The sequence below is a fragment of the Euzebyales bacterium genome (assembly GCA_035461305.1).
In the GTDB taxonomy this organism is placed as follows: Bacteria; Actinomycetota; Nitriliruptoria; order Euzebyales; family JAHELV01; genus JAHELV01.
Window position 1 is genome coordinate 1 of sequence record DATHVN010000037.1, and the last position, 16022, is coordinate 16022.

Genomic DNA, 16022 nt, shown 5'->3' on the forward strand with positions numbered 1-16022 from the left:
TCGGTCTCGTTGTCCACTGCGCTCGTCGCCTCGTCGAGGACGAAGACCGTGGGATCGGTCAGGATCGCCCGCGCGATGGACAGGCGCTGGCGCTGGCCGCCGGACAGCTTCTGCCCGCGCTCGCCGATGACCGTGTCGTACCCCTGCGGCAGCGCCGCGACGAAACCGTCCGCCTCGGCGAGGGCCGCCGCACGCCGCAGCTGGGCATCGGTCGCGTCGGGCCTGCCGAAGCGCAGGTTGTCGCCCACGGTGCCGTGGAACAGGAAGACGTCCTGGCCCACGACGCCGATGACGCCCCGAAGCCCGGCGAACGTCAGCGTCGAGATGTCGACACCGTCGAGCAGCACCCTGCCGCGGTCGGGATCGTACAGCCGAAGCAGCAGTTTGATGATCGTCGACTTGCCGGCGCCCGTCGCGCCCACGATCGCGTGGGTCTGGCCGGCCGGCACGTGCAGGTCGAGGCCCGACAGCACGGGCGCACCGTCGTCGTAGCCGAAATCGACCTGCTCGAAGGTCACGTCCCCGCGCACGGGCGCCGGGAGGACGTCGGTGCCCGGGACCACCCGGGGCACCTCCTCGAGCAGATCCAGGATCCGCCGGGTCGAGGCCATGCCCCGCTGGTACAGGTCGAACGTCTCGCCGAGCCTGGTCAATGGCCACAGGAGGCGCTGGGTGATGAACACCAGCACCGAGTAGACGCCGACCTCGAGCTCGCCATCGAGCGCGCGCAGGCCCCCGAGGACGAGGATCGCCGTGAAGCCCGCCAGGATCGCCATGCGGATCAGCGGCACGAACGCGCTCGACAGGCGGATTGCGTCGCGGTTGGCCTGCGCGTAGCGCTGCGAGCCCGATGCGATGCGGGCGGACTCGCGCCGCTCGGCGGTGAAGGCCTTGATCGTCGCGATGCCCTGCAGGTTGTTCGACAACGTCGCGCTCAGCTCGCCCGCGCGCTCCCGCACGAGCGCGTAGCGCGGCTCCAGCGCATGCTGGAAGCGGACCGAGCCCCAGATGATGACCGGCACGGGCAGGAAGGCCAGCCAGGCCAGATCGCCGATCAGCACGACGAAGGCGGCGCCGACCAGCACCACCGTGGTGAGCAGCTGGAGGATCTCGTTGGCGCCGATGTCGAGGAACCGTTCGAGCTGGTTGACGTCGTCGTTGAGGACCGCGAGCAGCCCGCCGGACTGGCGGTCCTCGAAGAAGCGGAGCTCGAGCTCCTGGACGTGCGCGTACGCCTCGAGGCGCAGCTCGTGCTGCACGTCCTGAGCGAGGTTGCGCCACAGCACACGGAACAGGTACTCGAACAACGACTCCAGGACCCACACGACCACGGTCACCGCCGCGAGGACCAGCAGCTGGTCCCGCGGTGAGGTGATGCCGAAGCGGGCGCCGAAGAACGACCCCTCGCCCAGCACGACGATGTCGACCGCGGCGCCGATCAGGAATGGCGGCGCCAGGTCGAAGGTCTTGTTCAGCACCGACGCGGTCGCGGCGGCGACCACGCGGCGGCGGTAGGTGCCGGCGTGGCGCCACAGGCGCGCGACCGGTCGTGAGCGATGACGTGAGGGCATCGCGCCCAGTCTGAAGGTCGCGGTGGGCGTCCGCCGCCGCGCCTACGACTCTGCGAGGCGGCGCGTCAGCTCGTCCCGCAGCGGCTCGTTGTCGGTGAGCTCGATCGCAGTCGCCAGCTCCGACCTGGCCGGACCTGCTCGGCCGAGTCGGGTGAGCACCTCGGCCCGCGCGGCGTGGAAGTGTGAGAAGCCCGCCAGCTCGTCGACCAGGCCGTCGATGTCGTCGAGCGCGACGTCGAGGTCACCCTGCTCCATGCGCGCCACGGCCCGGTTGAGCCGCAGCACCGGCTCGGACGACGTGCCGATCAGCAGGTCGTACCAGCCGATGATGGCCAACCAGTCGGTGTCGGCGTACGACGAAGCCCCCGCATGGACGGCGGCGATCGCGGCCTGCAGCAGGTATGGACCCGCGACGTCGTGCGCCAGGCCCTCGTCGACGAGAGCGATGCCGCGCGCGATCCGTCCGCGGTCCCACAGCCTGCGGTCCTGTTCCGGCAACGGCACCGGCCGGCCGTCACGCCACCGGGCCGGCCGCCGGGCGGCGGTCAGCAGAAGCAACGCGAGCAGGCCGGCGTGCTCGCCGTCGTCGGGCAGCCGCTGGTATAGGAGGGTCGCGAGCCGGATGGCCTCGTCCTGCAGCTCCACGCGCTGCAGCCGGGAGCCCGCGGTCGCGGTGTGGCCCTCGTTGAAGATCAGGTAGACCACCGCGCGCACGCCGGCCAGACGCGGCGGCAACTCGTCGGCATCCGGCACCGCGTACGGAATGCCGGCGTCACGGATCTTGCGCTTGGCCCGGCTGATCCGCTGGCCCATCGTGGGCTCGGACACCAGGAACGCCCGCGCGATCTCTCCGGTCGTCAACCCGCCGACCACGCGCAAGGTCAGCGCGACCTGCGCCTCGCGCGCCAGCGCGGGGTGACACGCCGTGAACAGCAGGCGCAACCGCTCATCGGGGATCGCGTCGGGCTCGCCGGCGGGCGGGTCGTATGCCTCGGGCACGATCAGCAGCGGGGCCCGGCGCCGCTCGGTGCCCGCACGGCGCAGCCGGTCGATCGCCCGGCGCCGCGCGACGGCGAGCAGCCAACCGGCCGGCTCGCGAGGCATCCCCCGGGACGGCCACTGCTCGGCGGCTGCCATCATCGCATCGCTGAGCGCGTCCTCCGCGAGCTCGAACTCGCGGAGCTCCGCGACGAGCACCGACAGCACCCGTGCGTACTCACTGCGGAACGTCTCGGCGAGGCGCCGGTGGGCACCGAGCGCCTCGCCGAGCGACGACCGCTGGGCCCTTGTCACGCCGCGCACAGTCCCACAGCGCGTTCAACGGCCCAGGGACCACCTGTCGGTGGGCGCACCTAGGCCTCGGGCATGTCGAACTCGATCACGGGCCGCACCTCGACCGCACCGAGCGTCGGGATCTTCGCCGCCCAGCCGATGGCCGCGTCGAGGTCGTCGACGTCGACCAGGTAGTAGCCGTTGATGATCTCCTTGGTCTCGGCGAACGGCCCGTCGGTCGTCAGGACCTCACCGTCGTTGACCCGCACGGTCGTCGCGGTCGACGTGTCGTGCAGCGCCTCGCCGTCGACGTACGCTCCCGACTCCTGCACCTCGGAGGTGAACTCGAACCACTTCTGCATGTCGGCCTGCTGGTCCTGCTCGGACCACTGCGAGCGGATGCCCTCCTCCTCGGCGATGAGCAGCAGGTACTTCATGGCGTCTCCTTCCCGGGTGCGACCCGCCGTCTGCGGACCGCCGTCGTGACGTGGTCGTGCACACCATGCTGGCTTCGACACCCCGTCAGGAGAATTCTTCCACCGCGGTGGACCCGAGCTCCACAGTCCGCTCACTGGCGCAGCCCGCCGATCTCCAGCAGGCCCGGATCGGTCCACGGACCGCCGCTGCGTGCAGCGAGGTCGGCGAACGTCGTGGACCGCAGGATCGCGATCGTCGCGTCGCGCACGTCCTCCCACACCCCGCGCAGTGCACAGCCCACCGTCATCTCACATGGCTCCGGCTCGCTGCGCGTCGCGCAGCCGATCGGCGCGAGCTGGCCCTGGAAGATGCGCACGACACGCTCCATCGTGATCTCGTCCGGTGCCTTGTTCAGCCGGTAGCCGCCGCTCGGGCCGCGCTCCGAACGGACCAACCCGGCGCTGCGCAGCAGGGGCATGATCTGCTCGAGCACCGACCGCGGGACGGCCGTGCGCCTGGCGATCTCGTCGAGCTTGACCGGCTCGTCGTCGTCCATCAGCGCGAGCAGGAGCACAGCGCGGGTGGCGTAGTCGGTCCGTCGTGCGATCCACATGGTTGCGCTCCCCTGCTGGCACCCGACCGACCGTCCAGGTCGCATGCGGCGGCCGTCATCCGCTAGAGTGCCGCAGTGATTCTCTGCTTTGTTGACATCATTAGTAGACAATATTGAGATCGGATCCGCAATGCAGATGTTCGTCGTGCTGGCGATTGTCGGGCTGGCGGCGCAGCTCGTGGACGGCACCCTGGGCATGGCCTACGGCATGACCTCATCGACCCTGCTCCTGGCGACCGGGCTGCCGCCGGCCACCGCGTCAGCCTCCGTCCACCTGGCGGAGGTCGGAACAACACTGCTGTCGGGCACGGCGCACTGGCGGTTCGGCAACGTCGACTGGCGGATGGTGCGACGCATCGCGCTGCCTGGCGCGATCGGCGCGTTCCTCGGTGCGACCGCGCTGAGCTCGATCTCCACGGAGCTCGCGGCACCGTGGATGGCGCTGCTGCTCCTCGCGCTGGGTGTCTACGTCCTGGTGCGGTTCACCTTCAGTGGGGTGCCACGACCCCGCCGCCCCCTGCGGGGCCGGTGGCTGGCGGTCCTGGGCATCGGCGCCGGCTTCATCGACGCCACCGGCGGCGGGGGCTGGGGCCCCGTGGCCACCCCGACGCTGCTGGCCAACGGCGACATGACGCCGCGCAGGGTCATCGGCTCGGTCGACACCAGCGAGTTCGCGGTGGCGCTGGCGGCGAGCCTCGGCTTCCTGCTGGCACTCGGCCGGCAGGGCGTCGACCCCGTCGCGGCAGGCGCACTGCTCGCAGGGGGCGTGGTGGCGGCACCGATCGCCGCATGGCTGGTGCGGCACGTGCCCGGGCGCCCACTCGGGTCCGCGGCCGGTGGCTTGATCGTGCTCAGCAACGCCCGCGTGCTCCTCAACGCGGTCGGTGTCCCGTCCGACGGTCGGACGGGGACCTATGCCGTCCTGATCATCGCCTGGACGGTCGCCGTGGCCGTGGCAGTTCGGCGCGAGCGGACCGACCCGACGACCTTCGGCGAGTCCGCCTAGCTCATGCAAGCAGCCCGGCGGCCGGAAACGCGATGTACTCCGCGTAGAACAGCGCCCAGATCACGAGGTAGAACCGGGCGACCGACGGCTGGCGCGTCAGATCGACCCGGGCGCTGGCCACCAGCAGCACCGCCAGCGCCGCGAGGTGTGTCCCGGCCAGCACGCCACCATGCAGGCCGGGCACACCAACGATGGCCGCGGCGATGACCGCGGCGTAGGCGACCGCGAGGACGGCCAGCCCGAGCAGCAACACCCGCCGCGCACCCAGCCGCAGCGTGAGCGTGCGCACGCGGAAGCGGCGGTCGCCGTCCATGTCGGGGATGTCCTTGAACCAGGCGATGACGAGGCTGATCGCCAGTACCACGGCGGTCAGGACGACGATCAGCGCCGGCACGACCGGCTCCGCGCCCACGACCGTCACGAAGTGCAGGTACAGGAGCAGGTTCACGGCAAGCCCGCGGACGCCGGCGATCGACAGCGCCGCCCACAGCGCGCGCCGCTTCAGCCGGACCGGTGGCAGCGAGTAGGCCGTGCCGACGACGAAGCCGACCGCGAACGCCGCCAGCGCATACGGGCCGGTCAGCAGCCCGATCACACCTGCCAGTGCCGCCGAGCCGGTGACCAGGCCCTTCGCGGCCGGCATCGTCAGTGCACCCGATGCGAGTGGGAGCCACGGCTTGTTGACCCGGTCGATGTCGACGTCGGTGACCTGGTTCAGACCGACGATGTAGACGTTGATCGCGAGGCTGCCGACCAGGACGGCGAGCACCTGCGGCCACCCCGCCCACCAGCCCGTCGACAGCGCCGCCAGCACCGCGAGGGCCGCCACCGACAACGACGTGCCGATGATCGTGTGCGGTCGGCTGAACGCCACCATGGTCGCCACGCTGCCATCCTGCCGTGCGCGGTGGCGCGCGACACATATGACGTCGCTGCGCCGCACGGGCTAACGTTGCCGCATGCGAGCAGTCGTCCTTGCGGGAGGCGGCGGAACCCGGCTCCGTCCCCTGACCGCCACGACCCCCAAGCCGATGGTCGAGTTCATGGGCCACCCCTATGCGGTCGGCCTCATGCTGCGCCTCGCCCAGGCGGGCGTGGACCGCCTGGACCTGCTCGTCGGTCGCCGGACCGACCACTTCGACGCCCTGGTCGCGGCGGGCAGCGACGTCGGCGTCGCCGTCGAGGTGCTGACCGAGGAACGCCCCCTCGACACGGCCGGCGCCGCGCGGCGACTGCTGCGCGGCAGCGGCGAACGGGACGTCCTCGTGTGCAACGGTGACGTGCTGACCGACATCGACTACACCGACCTGGTCGCGCGGCACCGCACGGGCGACGCCATCGCCACGCTGGCGCTCACCCGGGTCGAGGACACGTCGAGCTTCGGAGTCATCGAGTGCACACCGGACGGGACGGTCTCGGCGTTCATCGAGAAGCCGCCCCCCGGCACGACCTCGGCCGACACGATCAACGCGGGCACGTACGTGCTCGATGTTCGCGCGTTCGATCCCTTCCCGGGCGACGGGCCGCTGTCATTCGAACGCGACGTCTTCCCCGGGCTGCTCGCCGGCGGCGGGATGCTGCGCGGCGAGCCCTACGACGTTCACTGGCAGGACCTGGGCACGCCCCGTCGGTTCCGCGACGGCTGCCATGCGGTGCTGGACCGGCGGTGCGACTGGCCGGTGCCACCCGAAATGGAACCATGCGACGGTGCCGTCGCCGTCCATCGGACCGCGAAGATCGCCGACGACGTGACCCTGGTCGGGCCGTGCGTCGTCGGCGACGGCACCATCGTCGGCACAGGCGCACGGCTGCGCGGCGCGATCATACTGCGCGGCGCGGTGATCGGTGACGGCGCGGACGTGAGCGACGCGATCGTCGGCCCGGGCGCACACGTCGCGGCGGGAAGCTGCGTCGGCCCCGAGGCGGTCGTGGTCGCCGGCGGAAACTGACGGCCGGGCATGACCCGGGCCCGGGTCAGCGCGTGCGCCACCAGGTCAGCGCGTACGCCGCCGGTCCTCGCGCACACGCACGCCGACGCGAAGCGGGGTGCCGATGAAGCCGTACGTGTCGCGCAGGCTGCGCTCGAGGTAGCGCACGTACGACGCCGGCACCTGCGCGTTGGAGAACACGCGAAACGTCGGCGGACCAACCTCCACCTGGGTCGCGTAGCGCAGCCGCACCGTCCGGCCGCGTGCCATCGGCGGGGCGGTCGCGGCGACGGCGTCGGCCAGCCACCGGTTGAGCTTGGCCGTCGGGATGCGGCGTGACCATTCGGCGTGCACCTGATCGATCACCTGCCCCAGCGTCCTGAGCCCGCGACCGGTACGCGCCGACGTGCGCAGCAGCGGCGCGAACGACGTGAACGCGAGCAGGCGGTCGAGCTCACGGTCGATGCGGCCTCGCCGCTCCTCGTCGACCAGGTCCCACTTGTTCAGGACCATCACGAGCCCGCGGCCGGCGTCGATGACCTGCCGCGCCAGGCGCTGCTCCTGCTCACCGACCGGCTCGGACGCGTCCACCACCAGCAGCGCCACCTCGGCCCGGCGCAGCGCGCCGACGGCCCGCATCCGGCTGTAGTACTCGGTGTCGTCGCCGCCGCGGACCTTGCGGCGCAGTCCGGCCGTGTCGATGAACCGGTAGCTGCCGCCGCCGCTCAGGCGCAGCACCGAGTCGACGGTGTCCCGCGTCGTGCCCGGCCGCTCGTCGACGATCACCCGCGGCTCACCCGCCAGTCGGTTGAACAGCGACGACTTGCCGACGTTGGGTCGTCCGAGCAGCACGACGCTGACCTCGTCACGTGGTCGCTCGCGCGCGGGCACGTCAGCGCCGCCGAGCTGGGCGAGCACCGCGTCGAGCAGGTCACCGGAGCCCCGGCCGTGAAGCGCGCTGACAGGATGGGGCTCGCCCATGCCCAGGCCGTACAGCTCGGCGAGCTGTGACTGCAGCACCGCAGCGTTGCCCAGCTCGTCGGCCTTGTTGGCGACCAGCAGCACAGGAACCTTCGACGTGCGGAGCCAGCGGGCGACCATCGCATCGTCGTCGGTGATGCCGACAGTCAGGTCGACGACGAACAGGATCACATCGGCGTCGGCCGAGGCGACCTCGGCCTGGGTCGTCACGGCCGCCGACAGGTGGTCAGGTCCGTCGATGCCGATCCCGGCCCAGCCGCCGGTGTCGACGATGGTCAGCGGTCGTCCCGACCACACGGTGTCGTGCTCGGTCCGGTCGCGGGTGATGCCCGGCTGCTCCTGCGTGATCGCAGCGCGGCGGCCGATCAGCCGGTTGACGAGCGTCGATTTGCCGACGTTCGGGCGGCCGACGACAGCGACGACGGCCGGCGGAGCGTCGGAAGCCGTGGACGTGTCAGGACCGGTCATGTGGCCCCACCAGATCGACGATGCGAGCGACGACCGCATCGACCGTCAGGTCGGCGGTGTCGACCACCACGGCATCGGCGTCGAGGAACGTGTTGTGCCTGTCGGCATCGTCGCGGGCGAGCAGCTGGGTCGTCACGCGCTCGATCACTGCGGCGTCATCGTGGCCCTGCTGGGCGGCCCGACGCGCGGCGCGAACCGCGGGCGGCGCGGTGAGCCACACCTTGAGCCGGGCGTCGGGGACGATCACCGATGCCGCGTCACGCCCCTCGACCACGGCCCCCTCCCCCGCAGCGGCCGCGCGCTGCAGCAGGACCAGGCGGCGTCGGACATCCGGGTGCGCGGCGACCGCAGACACCTGCGCCGTGACGTCGTCCGAGCGGATCTCGGCTTCGACGTCCCGGCCGTCGAGCAGCGTCCGGTCCCGCCGTCGCGTGATGTGCACGCCGTCGAGCACGGCGAGCACCTCCGCCTCCGAGCGCGGGTCGGCGCCCGCCCACAGCACCGCCAGCGTCGCCGCCCGGTAGTAGGCGCCGGAGTCGACGTGGGGGACACCGAGCCGCCGGGCGAGCGCGGCGGCGACCGTCGACTTCCCCGACCCGGCCGGCCCGTCGATCGCGACCACCGTGCTCATGGGACGACCTCGCCGCCCCGATGCCGCAGGTCACAGCCCAGCGCGCGGGCGTCGTCCCAGAACGCCGGGTACGTCTTGGCCACGCAGCCCGGATCCAGGATCGTCACACCGGCGACGCGGCTCCCGATCGCCGCGAAGGCCATCGCCAGCCGGTGATCATCATGCGTCCGCAGCGTGGCGGGGCCGCGCGCTCCGCCGCCGTGGATGGTCAGGGTGTCGGGGGCCTGCTCGACCTCGACTCCGAGGCGGCCGAGCTCGGTCGTGAGCGCCTCGAGCCGGTCCGTCTCGTGCATGCGCGCGACGCCGACGTCACGCAGCACGGACGTTCCGGGCGCCAGGGCCGCGAGCGCCCCGAACGTCGACACCTGGTCCGGCATGGCCGCCAGCGACACGTCCACCGGCCGCAGCGCTCCGGTGGACGTCACGGTGACGCCGACCGACCGACGCGCGACCTCGCAGCCGAACGCGGCGAGGACCTCGACGGCACCGGCGTCGGGCTGGCGTGTCGGCACCGCGTTGGTCACGGTGACACTGCCGCCGGACGCGGCGGCGAGGGCGTGGAGGTGCGCCGCGGCGCTGGCGTCGTACTCGACGTCGACGCTGCGCGCCAGGTAGCCGCTGCCGGCACGGACCCGCCAGCCGTCGGGCCGGTCGTCGACCTGCGCGCCCCACGACCGCATCAGGTCGACGGTCAGCGCGATGTAGTCGGCCGCCGTCCGTCCCCGGAACCGGCAGACGACGTCTGCCCGCGCGTAGGGGGCGACCAGCAGCACAGCGCTGCCGAACTGGCTCGACCCCGACACATCGACCTCGACCGTGCCTCCCACGAGCCCACCGCCGGCGATGCGCACCGGCAGGCCGCCGTCGGTGTCGTCTGCCTTGGCGCCGAGCGAGCGCAGCGCGTCGACCAGCGGGCGGATCGGGCGGCGCCGCAGCGGCGCGTGCCCGGTGACCTCGCCACCGTGCCGCCCGAGCGCACACACCGCGGTGACGAACCGGGCGGTCGTGCCTGACAGGCGGGCGTCAAGTGGCGCGTGCGGGCTCGCGATGTCACCGCCTGTGCCGGTGACCCGCCAGTGCTCCGCAGTGAGATCGACGACGGCACCGAGCGCCCGGAGGCAGTCACGCATGGCCGTGCTGTCGTCGCTGTCGAGCGGCGCTCGCAGGGTGCTAACACCCGTCGCGAGGGCGGCCGTGACGAGAGCACGGTTGGTGACGCTCTTGCTCGCTGGCGCGCGCACCCGTCCGCCGACGGGGCCGGCCGGCACGACCTCGAGCGCAGCCGTGGAACCCCGCGCGGTCACAGCAGCCGCTCGCGGACCTCGTAGCTGCGTTCCTTGAGCGCCGCAGCAGCCGTCGCGGCGTGCCCGGCGCCCGAGATGATCAGCCGCAGGGCGCCGCGGCCGCCCTCGGCGGCGTGGTCGATGCTGAAGTCTTCGATGTTGACGCCGGTCGCGCCGACACAGGTCGTGACCTCGGCCAGCACGCCGGGGCGGTCCGGGATCGGCAGCACCAGCTCGACCAGGGCGCCACCCGCGACCGTCTTCCGGGGGAGGCTCCGCCGTGCACGTTGCGCGTCGGCCAGCACCCGGTGCAGCTGGTCATCGTCCGCCGCGGCCACCGTGGCGCGCAGCTTCGAGATGCGGGTCGCGTAGTCATCGAGCACCCCGACGATCGCGTCGCGGTTCTCGGCGCAGATGTCCAGCCACAGCTTGGGGTTGCTGGCCGCGACACGCGTGGCGTCGCGGAAGCCGCCGGCGGCCAGCAGCAGCAGTCCGGCGTGCTGCTGCTGCGCCTGCTCGGTGGCCAGGTTCATCAGCGTCGTCGCGGCGAGCTGCGGCAGGTGGCTGATCACGGCGACCAGGCGGTCGTGGTGGACCGGATCGATCGCCATGGGACGCGCGCCGACGCCCGCGACCAGGCGGTGCAACGTCCGGTAGGCCTCCGGATCGGTGTGCGTCGTCGGCGTCAGCAGGTAGGTGGCGCCGACGAACAACTCCGCGGTCGCGTGCTCAGGGCCGGCCTCGTGGGAACCGGCCATCGGATGCCCGCCGACCAACCAGACGTCATCGGGCAGCACGTGCTGGAGCGTGGACACCACGGCCGTCTTGACGCTCGCCACGTCCGTGACGATCGCTCCGGTGCGCAGGAAGCCAGCGACCGTCCTTGCGACATCAGCCACGGCCGAGACCGGCACCGCCAGCACCACGACGTCTGCGCCGGCCACGGCCTCGCCGGCCGACAACGCGGCCTCGGTCAACCCGCCGCGCTGCAGCGCGGTGGACAGCCGGTCGGTGTCGTGGTCGTAGCCCACGACGTCGTCGACCTCGTGCACCTGCTGCAGGGCGAGGCCGAGCGACGTGCCGATCAGGCCCGTCCCGATGATCGCTACACGCACTGCAACCGCTACTCCTGGGGTGTCGTGCCTGGACTGCACTGTATGCGGTGTGCGCCCACCGCGGCGGCCGGCGCCGGCTCATCGTCGCCCTCCGGCTCGCTGACGCTCGCCCGCGCCCTGCTGATCCCCGCCCTCCGGCTCGCTGACGCTCGCCCGCGCCCGTCACTCGGGCAGATCGCTGCGCAGCTGGCGCGCACCATGCAGGTACGCGTGCCGAAGGTCGGCGCGTGCACGGTCGGTCTGCACGTGCGCCAGGACCCGGATGCACAGCGGGATGTTGCTGGGGCCGTCGATCGGCAGCTCCCGCGCGCACAACATCGGCACGTCGGAGATGCCGGCCTCACGCACGGCGGCGGCGGGGAACTCGCTGTGCACGTCCTCGGTCGCGGTGAAGATCAGGCTGATCAGGTCGGCCGACACCAGTCCGTTGCGCTCGAGCATGGCGCCGAGCAGCTCGGCGGTGCGCTCCAGCACCTGGTCGCGGGTGTCGGCGTCGAGCGTCGTCGCACCGCGCAGCGCGGCGATCCGGGGCCGATCGTGGGGCGCGGTCACGTCGTCGGTGGTGGACCTCATGATGTCGGTGCTCACTGCTCTTCGTCCTCGTGGTCGTCCACCACCGCCGGGTCGACGCCTTCGCTCTCTCCCAGCCGCACCGCCGCGTAGAGGTCCTGCACCTCGCGGTCGGTCAGTGGCCGAACACGTCCCTGGCCCATGTCGCCGAGCCTGACCGGACCGACCTGGACCCGCGCGAGGCGAACCAGTGTGAGCCCGACGACGCCGAGCATGCGCCGCACCAGCCGGTTCCGGCCCTCGGTGACCACCAGTTCGAGCAACGTCTCGTCTCTGGCCGATGCCAGGGTACGCACCGACGCGGCGGCCGCCACCCCGTCGGACAGCACCACCCCGTCCGTCAACGCGCGCAGCGCCTGGCGCCGGACGGCTCCGCGCAGCTGCGCCACGTACGTCCTGGGGATCTCATAGCTCGGATGCGTCAGGCGCTGGGCCAGCGGTCCGTCGTTGGTCAGCAGCAGCAGCCCCTCAGTGTCGGCGTCGAGCCGGCCCACGGGGAACACCCGCGGCGGCGGCGCGACGTAGTCGGCGACAGTCGGACGGCCCTCCGGATCGTTCATCGTCGTGATGACGCCGCGGGGCTTGTTGAGCATGTAGTGCACGAGCTGGGGATCCGTCCGGACCTGCACGCCGTCGACCGCGAGGACATCGGCCCGTGGGTCCGCGCGATCGCCGAGCCGGGCGGTCCGGCCGTTGACCGTGACCTTTCCGGCGGCGATCAGTTCCTCGCACTGCCGGCGGCTGCCGAGTCCCGCCGCCGCCAGCACCTTCTGCACCCGCTCCGGCCCGCTCATGACGTGTGCCTACCGCTGCCGCTGACACGCCGCAGGTGGCGCACACGACGCCGAGCACTCACGACGTGTGGTCGTCAGAGGTGGGCGTCGCCACACGGCCGACATCGCGGCGGGCCTGCCGGTAGCCGTCGAGCGGCGGCTCGTCCGGCGGGGGTCCCGGAGGCGCGAACACGCCGAGGGCGGGAAGCTCAGCGACCGAGCCCAGGCCGATCTGCTCCAGGAACGTCGTCGTGGTCGCGTAGAGCACAGGCTGCCCGGGTGTGTCCTCCCGTCCGATCGCCTCGATCAGATCGCGGCTGAGCAGCGTGCGCACGGCTCCGTCGGCGTCGACGCCGCGGATCTGCGAGATGGTCGCCCGCGTCACCGGCTGCTTGTAGGCAACGATGGCCAGCGTCTCCAGCGCTGCCCGTGACAGGCTGCCCGTCCGTCCCCGCGTGACCCACCGCTCGACGTACTCTGCGGCCTGCGGCGCCGTGTACAGGCGCCACCCGCCGCCGACCTCACGCAGGACGAAGCCATGGCCGTCGTCGAGGTACTCGCGCCGCAGCTGTCGCAGGCCGTCGACGACCTTCTGCTCACCGATCTCGAGGACCTGCGCCAGCGTGTTCGCAGGTACGGGCTCCTCGACGACCAGCAGGATCGCCTCCAGTCCGAGCCGCAGCTCGGGATCGAGCTCGGTGTCCGGGTCCGTCATCGACCGGCCCGCACCGCCATGGGCCGGAGCGCGACCGTCGTGTCGCCGGTCGTCACGGCCACCAGGTCGTGGGCCGTGCGCGCGATGACCATGTCGCCGCAGTGGGTGGATTGCTCGACCTCGACGTGCTCGTTCTTGTACAGCTCGAGGACGGCGACGAACGCGACCGCCACCTCGACGCGGGTCCGGTAGGCGCGCGTCAGCGCACGGAACGTCGCGCGGCCGCCGGCGCTGTCCAGGCGATCGACGAGGTGCCGCGAGGCCTGCTCGACGGTGATCGGGATCAGTGGCAGGTGCGAGGTGTCGACGGCGCGGTCACGCTCGGCCATGCGGGCGAGCAGGTCCCCGTGGAGCATCGCGAGGTCGTCCGGCGTCGTCGTCAGCTCGACCGGTGGGACGCGTCCGACGAAGGCCTGTTCCAGCGGCACCGCCCGCGGTACGTAGCCCTGCTGGTCGGCCATGCGTCCACCCAGGAACGACGCGGCCTCGGTGTACACCTGGTAGTCCAGCAGGCGGGCGTACAGCAGGTCGCGGGCGTGCATGGCGAGCTCGTCGATCTCGGGCTCGTCGTCGGTCGGCAGTAGCCGGGCGGCCTTCAGCTCGACCAGGGTCGCCGCGATGACCAGGAACTCGGTGGTGGCCTCGAGGTCCAGGGTGTCCATCCTCCGCACGACGGCGAGGTAGTCGTCGGTGATGTCAGCCAGCGCCACGTCGTATACGTCGACCCGGCGCTGTGCGATCAGCTTGAGCAGGAGATCGAAGGGTCCTTCGAAATCACCGACCGTCACGGTGTACGCCATGTCGCGACAGTGTAGGGCAGTCGGTCCACCCGGCAGAGCAGGCACGGCGGGCGGCGTCACTGTCGCATCGTGGTCACCCGAGCAGCACCCGCGAGAGCACGACCTCACGGGGCCCGGCGTCGCCGAGGGCGATCGCCGCCTGCACGCTGTCGACCGCGCGCTGCGCGGCCTCCGCGGAGCGCGCGTGGACCTGTGCGACCCGCTGCCCGGCATCGATCCTGTCCCCGACCTCGACCTCGAGCACGATTCCGACCGCGGGGTCGACGTCGTCGCCCTTGCGGGCTCGACCGGCCCCGAGGCGCGCGACCGCCTCGCCGATCCGGCGTGCGGAGATCCGCTGCATGGTGCCGCCTGCCGTCGCCACGACCTCGCGCTGCACCGACGCCGACGGCAGGATCGACGCGGGATCGTTGCACACCTCCGGGTCGCCGCCCTGGCCGGCGATCATCTGCTCGAGGCGCTCGAGCGCTTCGCCCTTCTCCCACCGGCGGATCAGGTCCTGGCGCACCGCATCGGCCGCACCGCTGCCGCCCTCCTGCGGCCGGGCCTCGCTCAGCGCGAGGGTCGCCAGCTCCACCGCCACCTCGGCGAGACGCCCCGTGGGCGCACCCTGCAGCAGGCTGATCGCCTCCGAGACCTCCAGCGCGTTGCCGATCTGACGACCGAGTGGCTGGTCCATGTCCGTCACGAGCGCAGCGCACCGGCGACCGGCGCTCTGGGCGAGCTCGACGCAGAGTGTCGCGAGCTCCTCGGCCGCCTGCGTGTCCGCCATGAACGCCCCGTCCCCCGCTTTGACGTCGAGGACGATCGTCGATGCACCGGCGGCGAGCTTCTTCGACATGACCGACGAGGCGATCAGCGCGGTCGACTCGACCGTCGCGGTCAGGTCCCGCAGTGCGTACAGCACGCGGTCAGCGGGCACCAGCCGGTCGGTCTGGGCGGCGACCACGCACCCCACACGCTCGACGATCTCGAGCATGCGGCGCGGGTCGAGGTCGACGTCGAAGCCGGGGATCGCCTCGAGCTTGTCGAGCGTACCGCCCGTGTGCCCCAGCCCCCTCCCCGACAACTTGACCATCTGGCCGCCGGCCGCGGCGACCAGTGGCGCGACCAGCAGGGTTGTGCCGTCGCCGACCCCGCCGGTCGAGTGCTTGTCGATCGTCGGCCCCGACAGCGACGACAGGTCGAGGGTCTCGCCGCTCTCCCACAGGATCGTCGTGAGCGCCCTGGCCTCGTTGGTCGTGAACCCGCGGATGACCCCCGCCATCAGCAGCGCCGCGATCTGCGCCTCGCCAACGTCACCGGCCAGCATGCCCTCGATGAGCGTCCGCAGCTGAGGCTCGCTCAGCTCGTGACCGTCGCGCTTGCGGGCGATCAGCTCACTGGGCAGCAGTCCGGAGTCGTGGGTCACGTCGCTCGCCTCCGCGGGTCACTCAGCCGGTCGAGCGGCACCACAGGGTGTGCGGTGCGCTCCTTCATCATCCCGCTATGACGCGGATGCACACTCCACACAGAGCACGCTCATCGGCCGCGCCTCCAGGCGCGACGTCGAGATCTCCCGGCCACACCGTTCGCAGATGCCGTACTCCCCGTCGTCCATGCGCTCGAGCGCCCGCTCGACGTCGGCGAGCCGGTCGGTGGCCTGCTCGATCAGGGTCAGCTTCTCGGACCGCTCGGCCGTCGCGCTGGCGGAGTCCGCGAAGTTGTCGTCGACGTCGCCGAGCTCGCGTACGTTACCGCTCTCGGGATCGGCGCCGAGGCGCTTCAGCTCGACGATCAGGTCCTGCCTGCTGCCATCGAGCTCGGTGCGCAGCCTCTCCTGCGTGTGCGCGTCCATGTCATGGCTCCACTCGTCTGCGGGCGACCGTCAGTGGTCGCC

General features: G+C 72.0%; 17 protein-coding genes. 2 read left to right on the forward strand and 15 right to left on the reverse strand.

Translation table 11 applies throughout. The features are described 5' to 3' along the window. The 4 genes from VK923_03285 to VK923_03300 form a co-directional block, all read right to left on the reverse strand. Positions 1–1571, reverse strand: a 1571-nt coding sequence (locus VK923_03285) for an ABC transporter transmembrane domain-containing protein (GenBank protein ID HSJ43690.1), incomplete at its 3' end; no start/stop codon positions are given. A gap of 42 nt (positions 1572–1613) precedes the next feature. Continuing rightward, positions 1614–2864, reverse strand: a complete 1251-nt coding sequence (locus VK923_03290) for a sigma-70 family RNA polymerase sigma factor (protein HSJ43691.1) — start codon at positions 2862–2864, stop codon at positions 1614–1616. Positions 2865–2923: 59 nt separating this feature from the next. Beyond that, on the reverse strand, positions 2924–3280 hold the full coding sequence (locus VK923_03295) for a YciI family protein (GenBank protein HSJ43692.1): 357 nt from the start codon (positions 3278–3280) through the stop codon (positions 2924–2926). 131 nt (positions 3281–3411) lie between these two features. Continuing rightward, the gene (locus VK923_03300; protein HSJ43693.1) at positions 3412–3873 is read right to left on the reverse strand and encodes an Rrf2 family transcriptional regulator; all 462 of its coding nucleotides are present in this window, start codon (positions 3871–3873) and stop codon (positions 3412–3414) included. Between the two features lie 130 nt (positions 3874–4003). Between VK923_03300 and VK923_03305 the strand changes: the two genes are divergently transcribed. Continuing rightward, entirely contained in the window at positions 4004–4879 is an 876-nt protein-coding gene (locus VK923_03305) for a sulfite exporter TauE/SafE family protein (GenBank protein HSJ43694.1), read from the forward strand. Position 4880: 1 nt separating this feature from the next. On the opposite strand, the gene VK923_03310 is transcribed toward VK923_03305, so the two are convergent. Then, positions 4881–5756, reverse strand: coding sequence for a homogentisate phytyltransferase (locus tag VK923_03310; GenBank protein ID HSJ43695.1), 876 nt, complete (start codon positions 5754–5756; stop codon positions 4881–4883). A gap of 82 nt (positions 5757–5838) precedes the next feature. On the opposite strand from VK923_03310, the gene VK923_03315 reads away from it, so the two are divergent. Further along, positions 5839–6828, forward strand: a complete 990-nt coding sequence (locus VK923_03315; protein ID HSJ43696.1) for an NDP-sugar synthase — start codon at positions 5839–5841, stop codon at positions 6826–6828. A 45-nt stretch (positions 6829–6873) separates the two neighbouring features. Here the strand turns inward: VK923_03315 and der are convergent, their stop codons facing one another. The 10 genes from der to VK923_03365 form a co-directional block, all read right to left on the reverse strand. After that, positions 6874–8256 carry a ribosome biogenesis GTPase Der gene (gene der, locus VK923_03320; protein ID HSJ43697.1) on the reverse strand — a complete coding sequence of 461 codons (1383 nt, stop codon included), beginning with the start codon at positions 8254–8256 and terminating at the stop codon, positions 6874–6876. Then, positions 8243–8887, reverse strand: coding sequence for a (d)CMP kinase (gene cmk / locus VK923_03325; GenBank protein HSJ43698.1), 645 nt, complete (start codon positions 8885–8887; stop codon positions 8243–8245). The genes der and cmk overlap by 14 nt, the downstream gene beginning before the upstream one ends. Further along, positions 8884–10191, reverse strand: a complete 1308-nt coding sequence (gene aroA / locus VK923_03330; GenBank protein ID HSJ43699.1) for a 3-phosphoshikimate 1-carboxyvinyltransferase — start codon at positions 10189–10191, stop codon at positions 8884–8886. Before aroA ends, cmk begins: the two co-directional genes overlap by 4 nt. Further along, positions 10188–11285 carry a prephenate dehydrogenase gene (locus VK923_03335; GenBank protein ID HSJ43700.1) on the reverse strand — a complete coding sequence of 366 codons (1098 nt, stop codon included), beginning with the start codon at positions 11283–11285 and terminating at the stop codon, positions 10188–10190. Before VK923_03335 ends, aroA begins: the two co-directional genes overlap by 4 nt. A 162-nt stretch (positions 11286–11447) precedes the next feature. Beyond that, complete coding sequence (aroH, locus tag VK923_03340) at positions 11448–11873, reverse strand: chorismate mutase (protein ID HSJ43701.1); 426 nt, start codon at positions 11871–11873, stop codon at positions 11448–11450. Next, positions 11870–12649, reverse strand: coding sequence for a pseudouridine synthase (locus tag VK923_03345; protein ID HSJ43702.1), 780 nt, complete (start codon positions 12647–12649; stop codon positions 11870–11872). The genes aroH and VK923_03345 overlap by 4 nt, the downstream gene beginning before the upstream one ends. 58 nt (positions 12650–12707) lie before the next feature. Next, on the reverse strand, positions 12708–13343 hold the full coding sequence (gene scpB / locus VK923_03350; GenBank protein HSJ43703.1) for an SMC-Scp complex subunit ScpB: 636 nt from the start codon (positions 13341–13343) through the stop codon (positions 12708–12710). Continuing rightward, positions 13340–14131, reverse strand: a complete 792-nt coding sequence (locus VK923_03355) for a segregation/condensation protein A (GenBank protein HSJ43704.1) — start codon at positions 14129–14131, stop codon at positions 13340–13342. Before VK923_03355 ends, scpB begins: the two co-directional genes overlap by 4 nt. Positions 14132–14216: 85 nt before the next feature. Then, a complete protein-coding gene (locus VK923_03360) occupies positions 14217–15554 on the reverse strand; it encodes a thymidine phosphorylase (protein HSJ43705.1) in 1338 nt (445 codons plus the stop codon). Between the two features lie 75 nt (positions 15555–15629). Then, the gene (locus VK923_03365) at positions 15630–15980 is read right to left on the reverse strand and encodes a TraR/DksA C4-type zinc finger protein (GenBank protein HSJ43706.1); all 351 of its coding nucleotides are present in this window, start codon (positions 15978–15980) and stop codon (positions 15630–15632) included. Positions 15981–16022 lie beyond the last annotated feature (42 nt).

Coding starts and splice junctions, on each gene's coding strand:
- VK923_03295 (HSJ43692.1), bottom strand. CDS start 3,280: ATGAAGTACCTGCTGCTCATCGCCGAGGAGGAGGGCATCCGCTCGCAG.
- VK923_03300 (HSJ43693.1), bottom strand. CDS start 3,873: ATGTGGATCGCACGACGGACCGACTACGCCACCCGCGCTGTGCTCCTG.
- VK923_03305 (HSJ43694.1), top strand. CDS start 4,004: ATGCAGATGTTCGTCGTGCTGGCGATTGTCGGGCTGGCGGCGCAGCTC.
- VK923_03310 (HSJ43695.1), bottom strand. CDS start 5,756: ATGGTGGCGTTCAGCCGACCGCACACGATCATCGGCACGTCGTTGTCG.
- VK923_03315 (HSJ43696.1), top strand. CDS start 5,839: ATGCGAGCAGTCGTCCTTGCGGGAGGCGGCGGAACCCGGCTCCGTCCC.
- der (HSJ43697.1), bottom strand. CDS start 8,256: ATGACCGGTCCTGACACGTCCACGGCTTCCGACGCTCCGCCGGCCGTC.
- cmk (HSJ43698.1), bottom strand. CDS start 8,887: ATGAGCACGGTGGTCGCGATCGACGGGCCGGCCGGGTCGGGGAAGTCG.
- VK923_03345 (HSJ43702.1), bottom strand. CDS start 12,649: ATGAGCGGGCCGGAGCGGGTGCAGAAGGTGCTGGCGGCGGCGGGACTC.
- scpB (HSJ43703.1), bottom strand. CDS start 13,343: ATGACGGACCCGGACACCGAGCTCGATCCCGAGCTGCGGCTCGGACTG.
- VK923_03365 (HSJ43706.1), bottom strand. CDS start 15,980: ATGGACGCGCACACGCAGGAGAGGCTGCGCACCGAGCTCGATGGCAGC.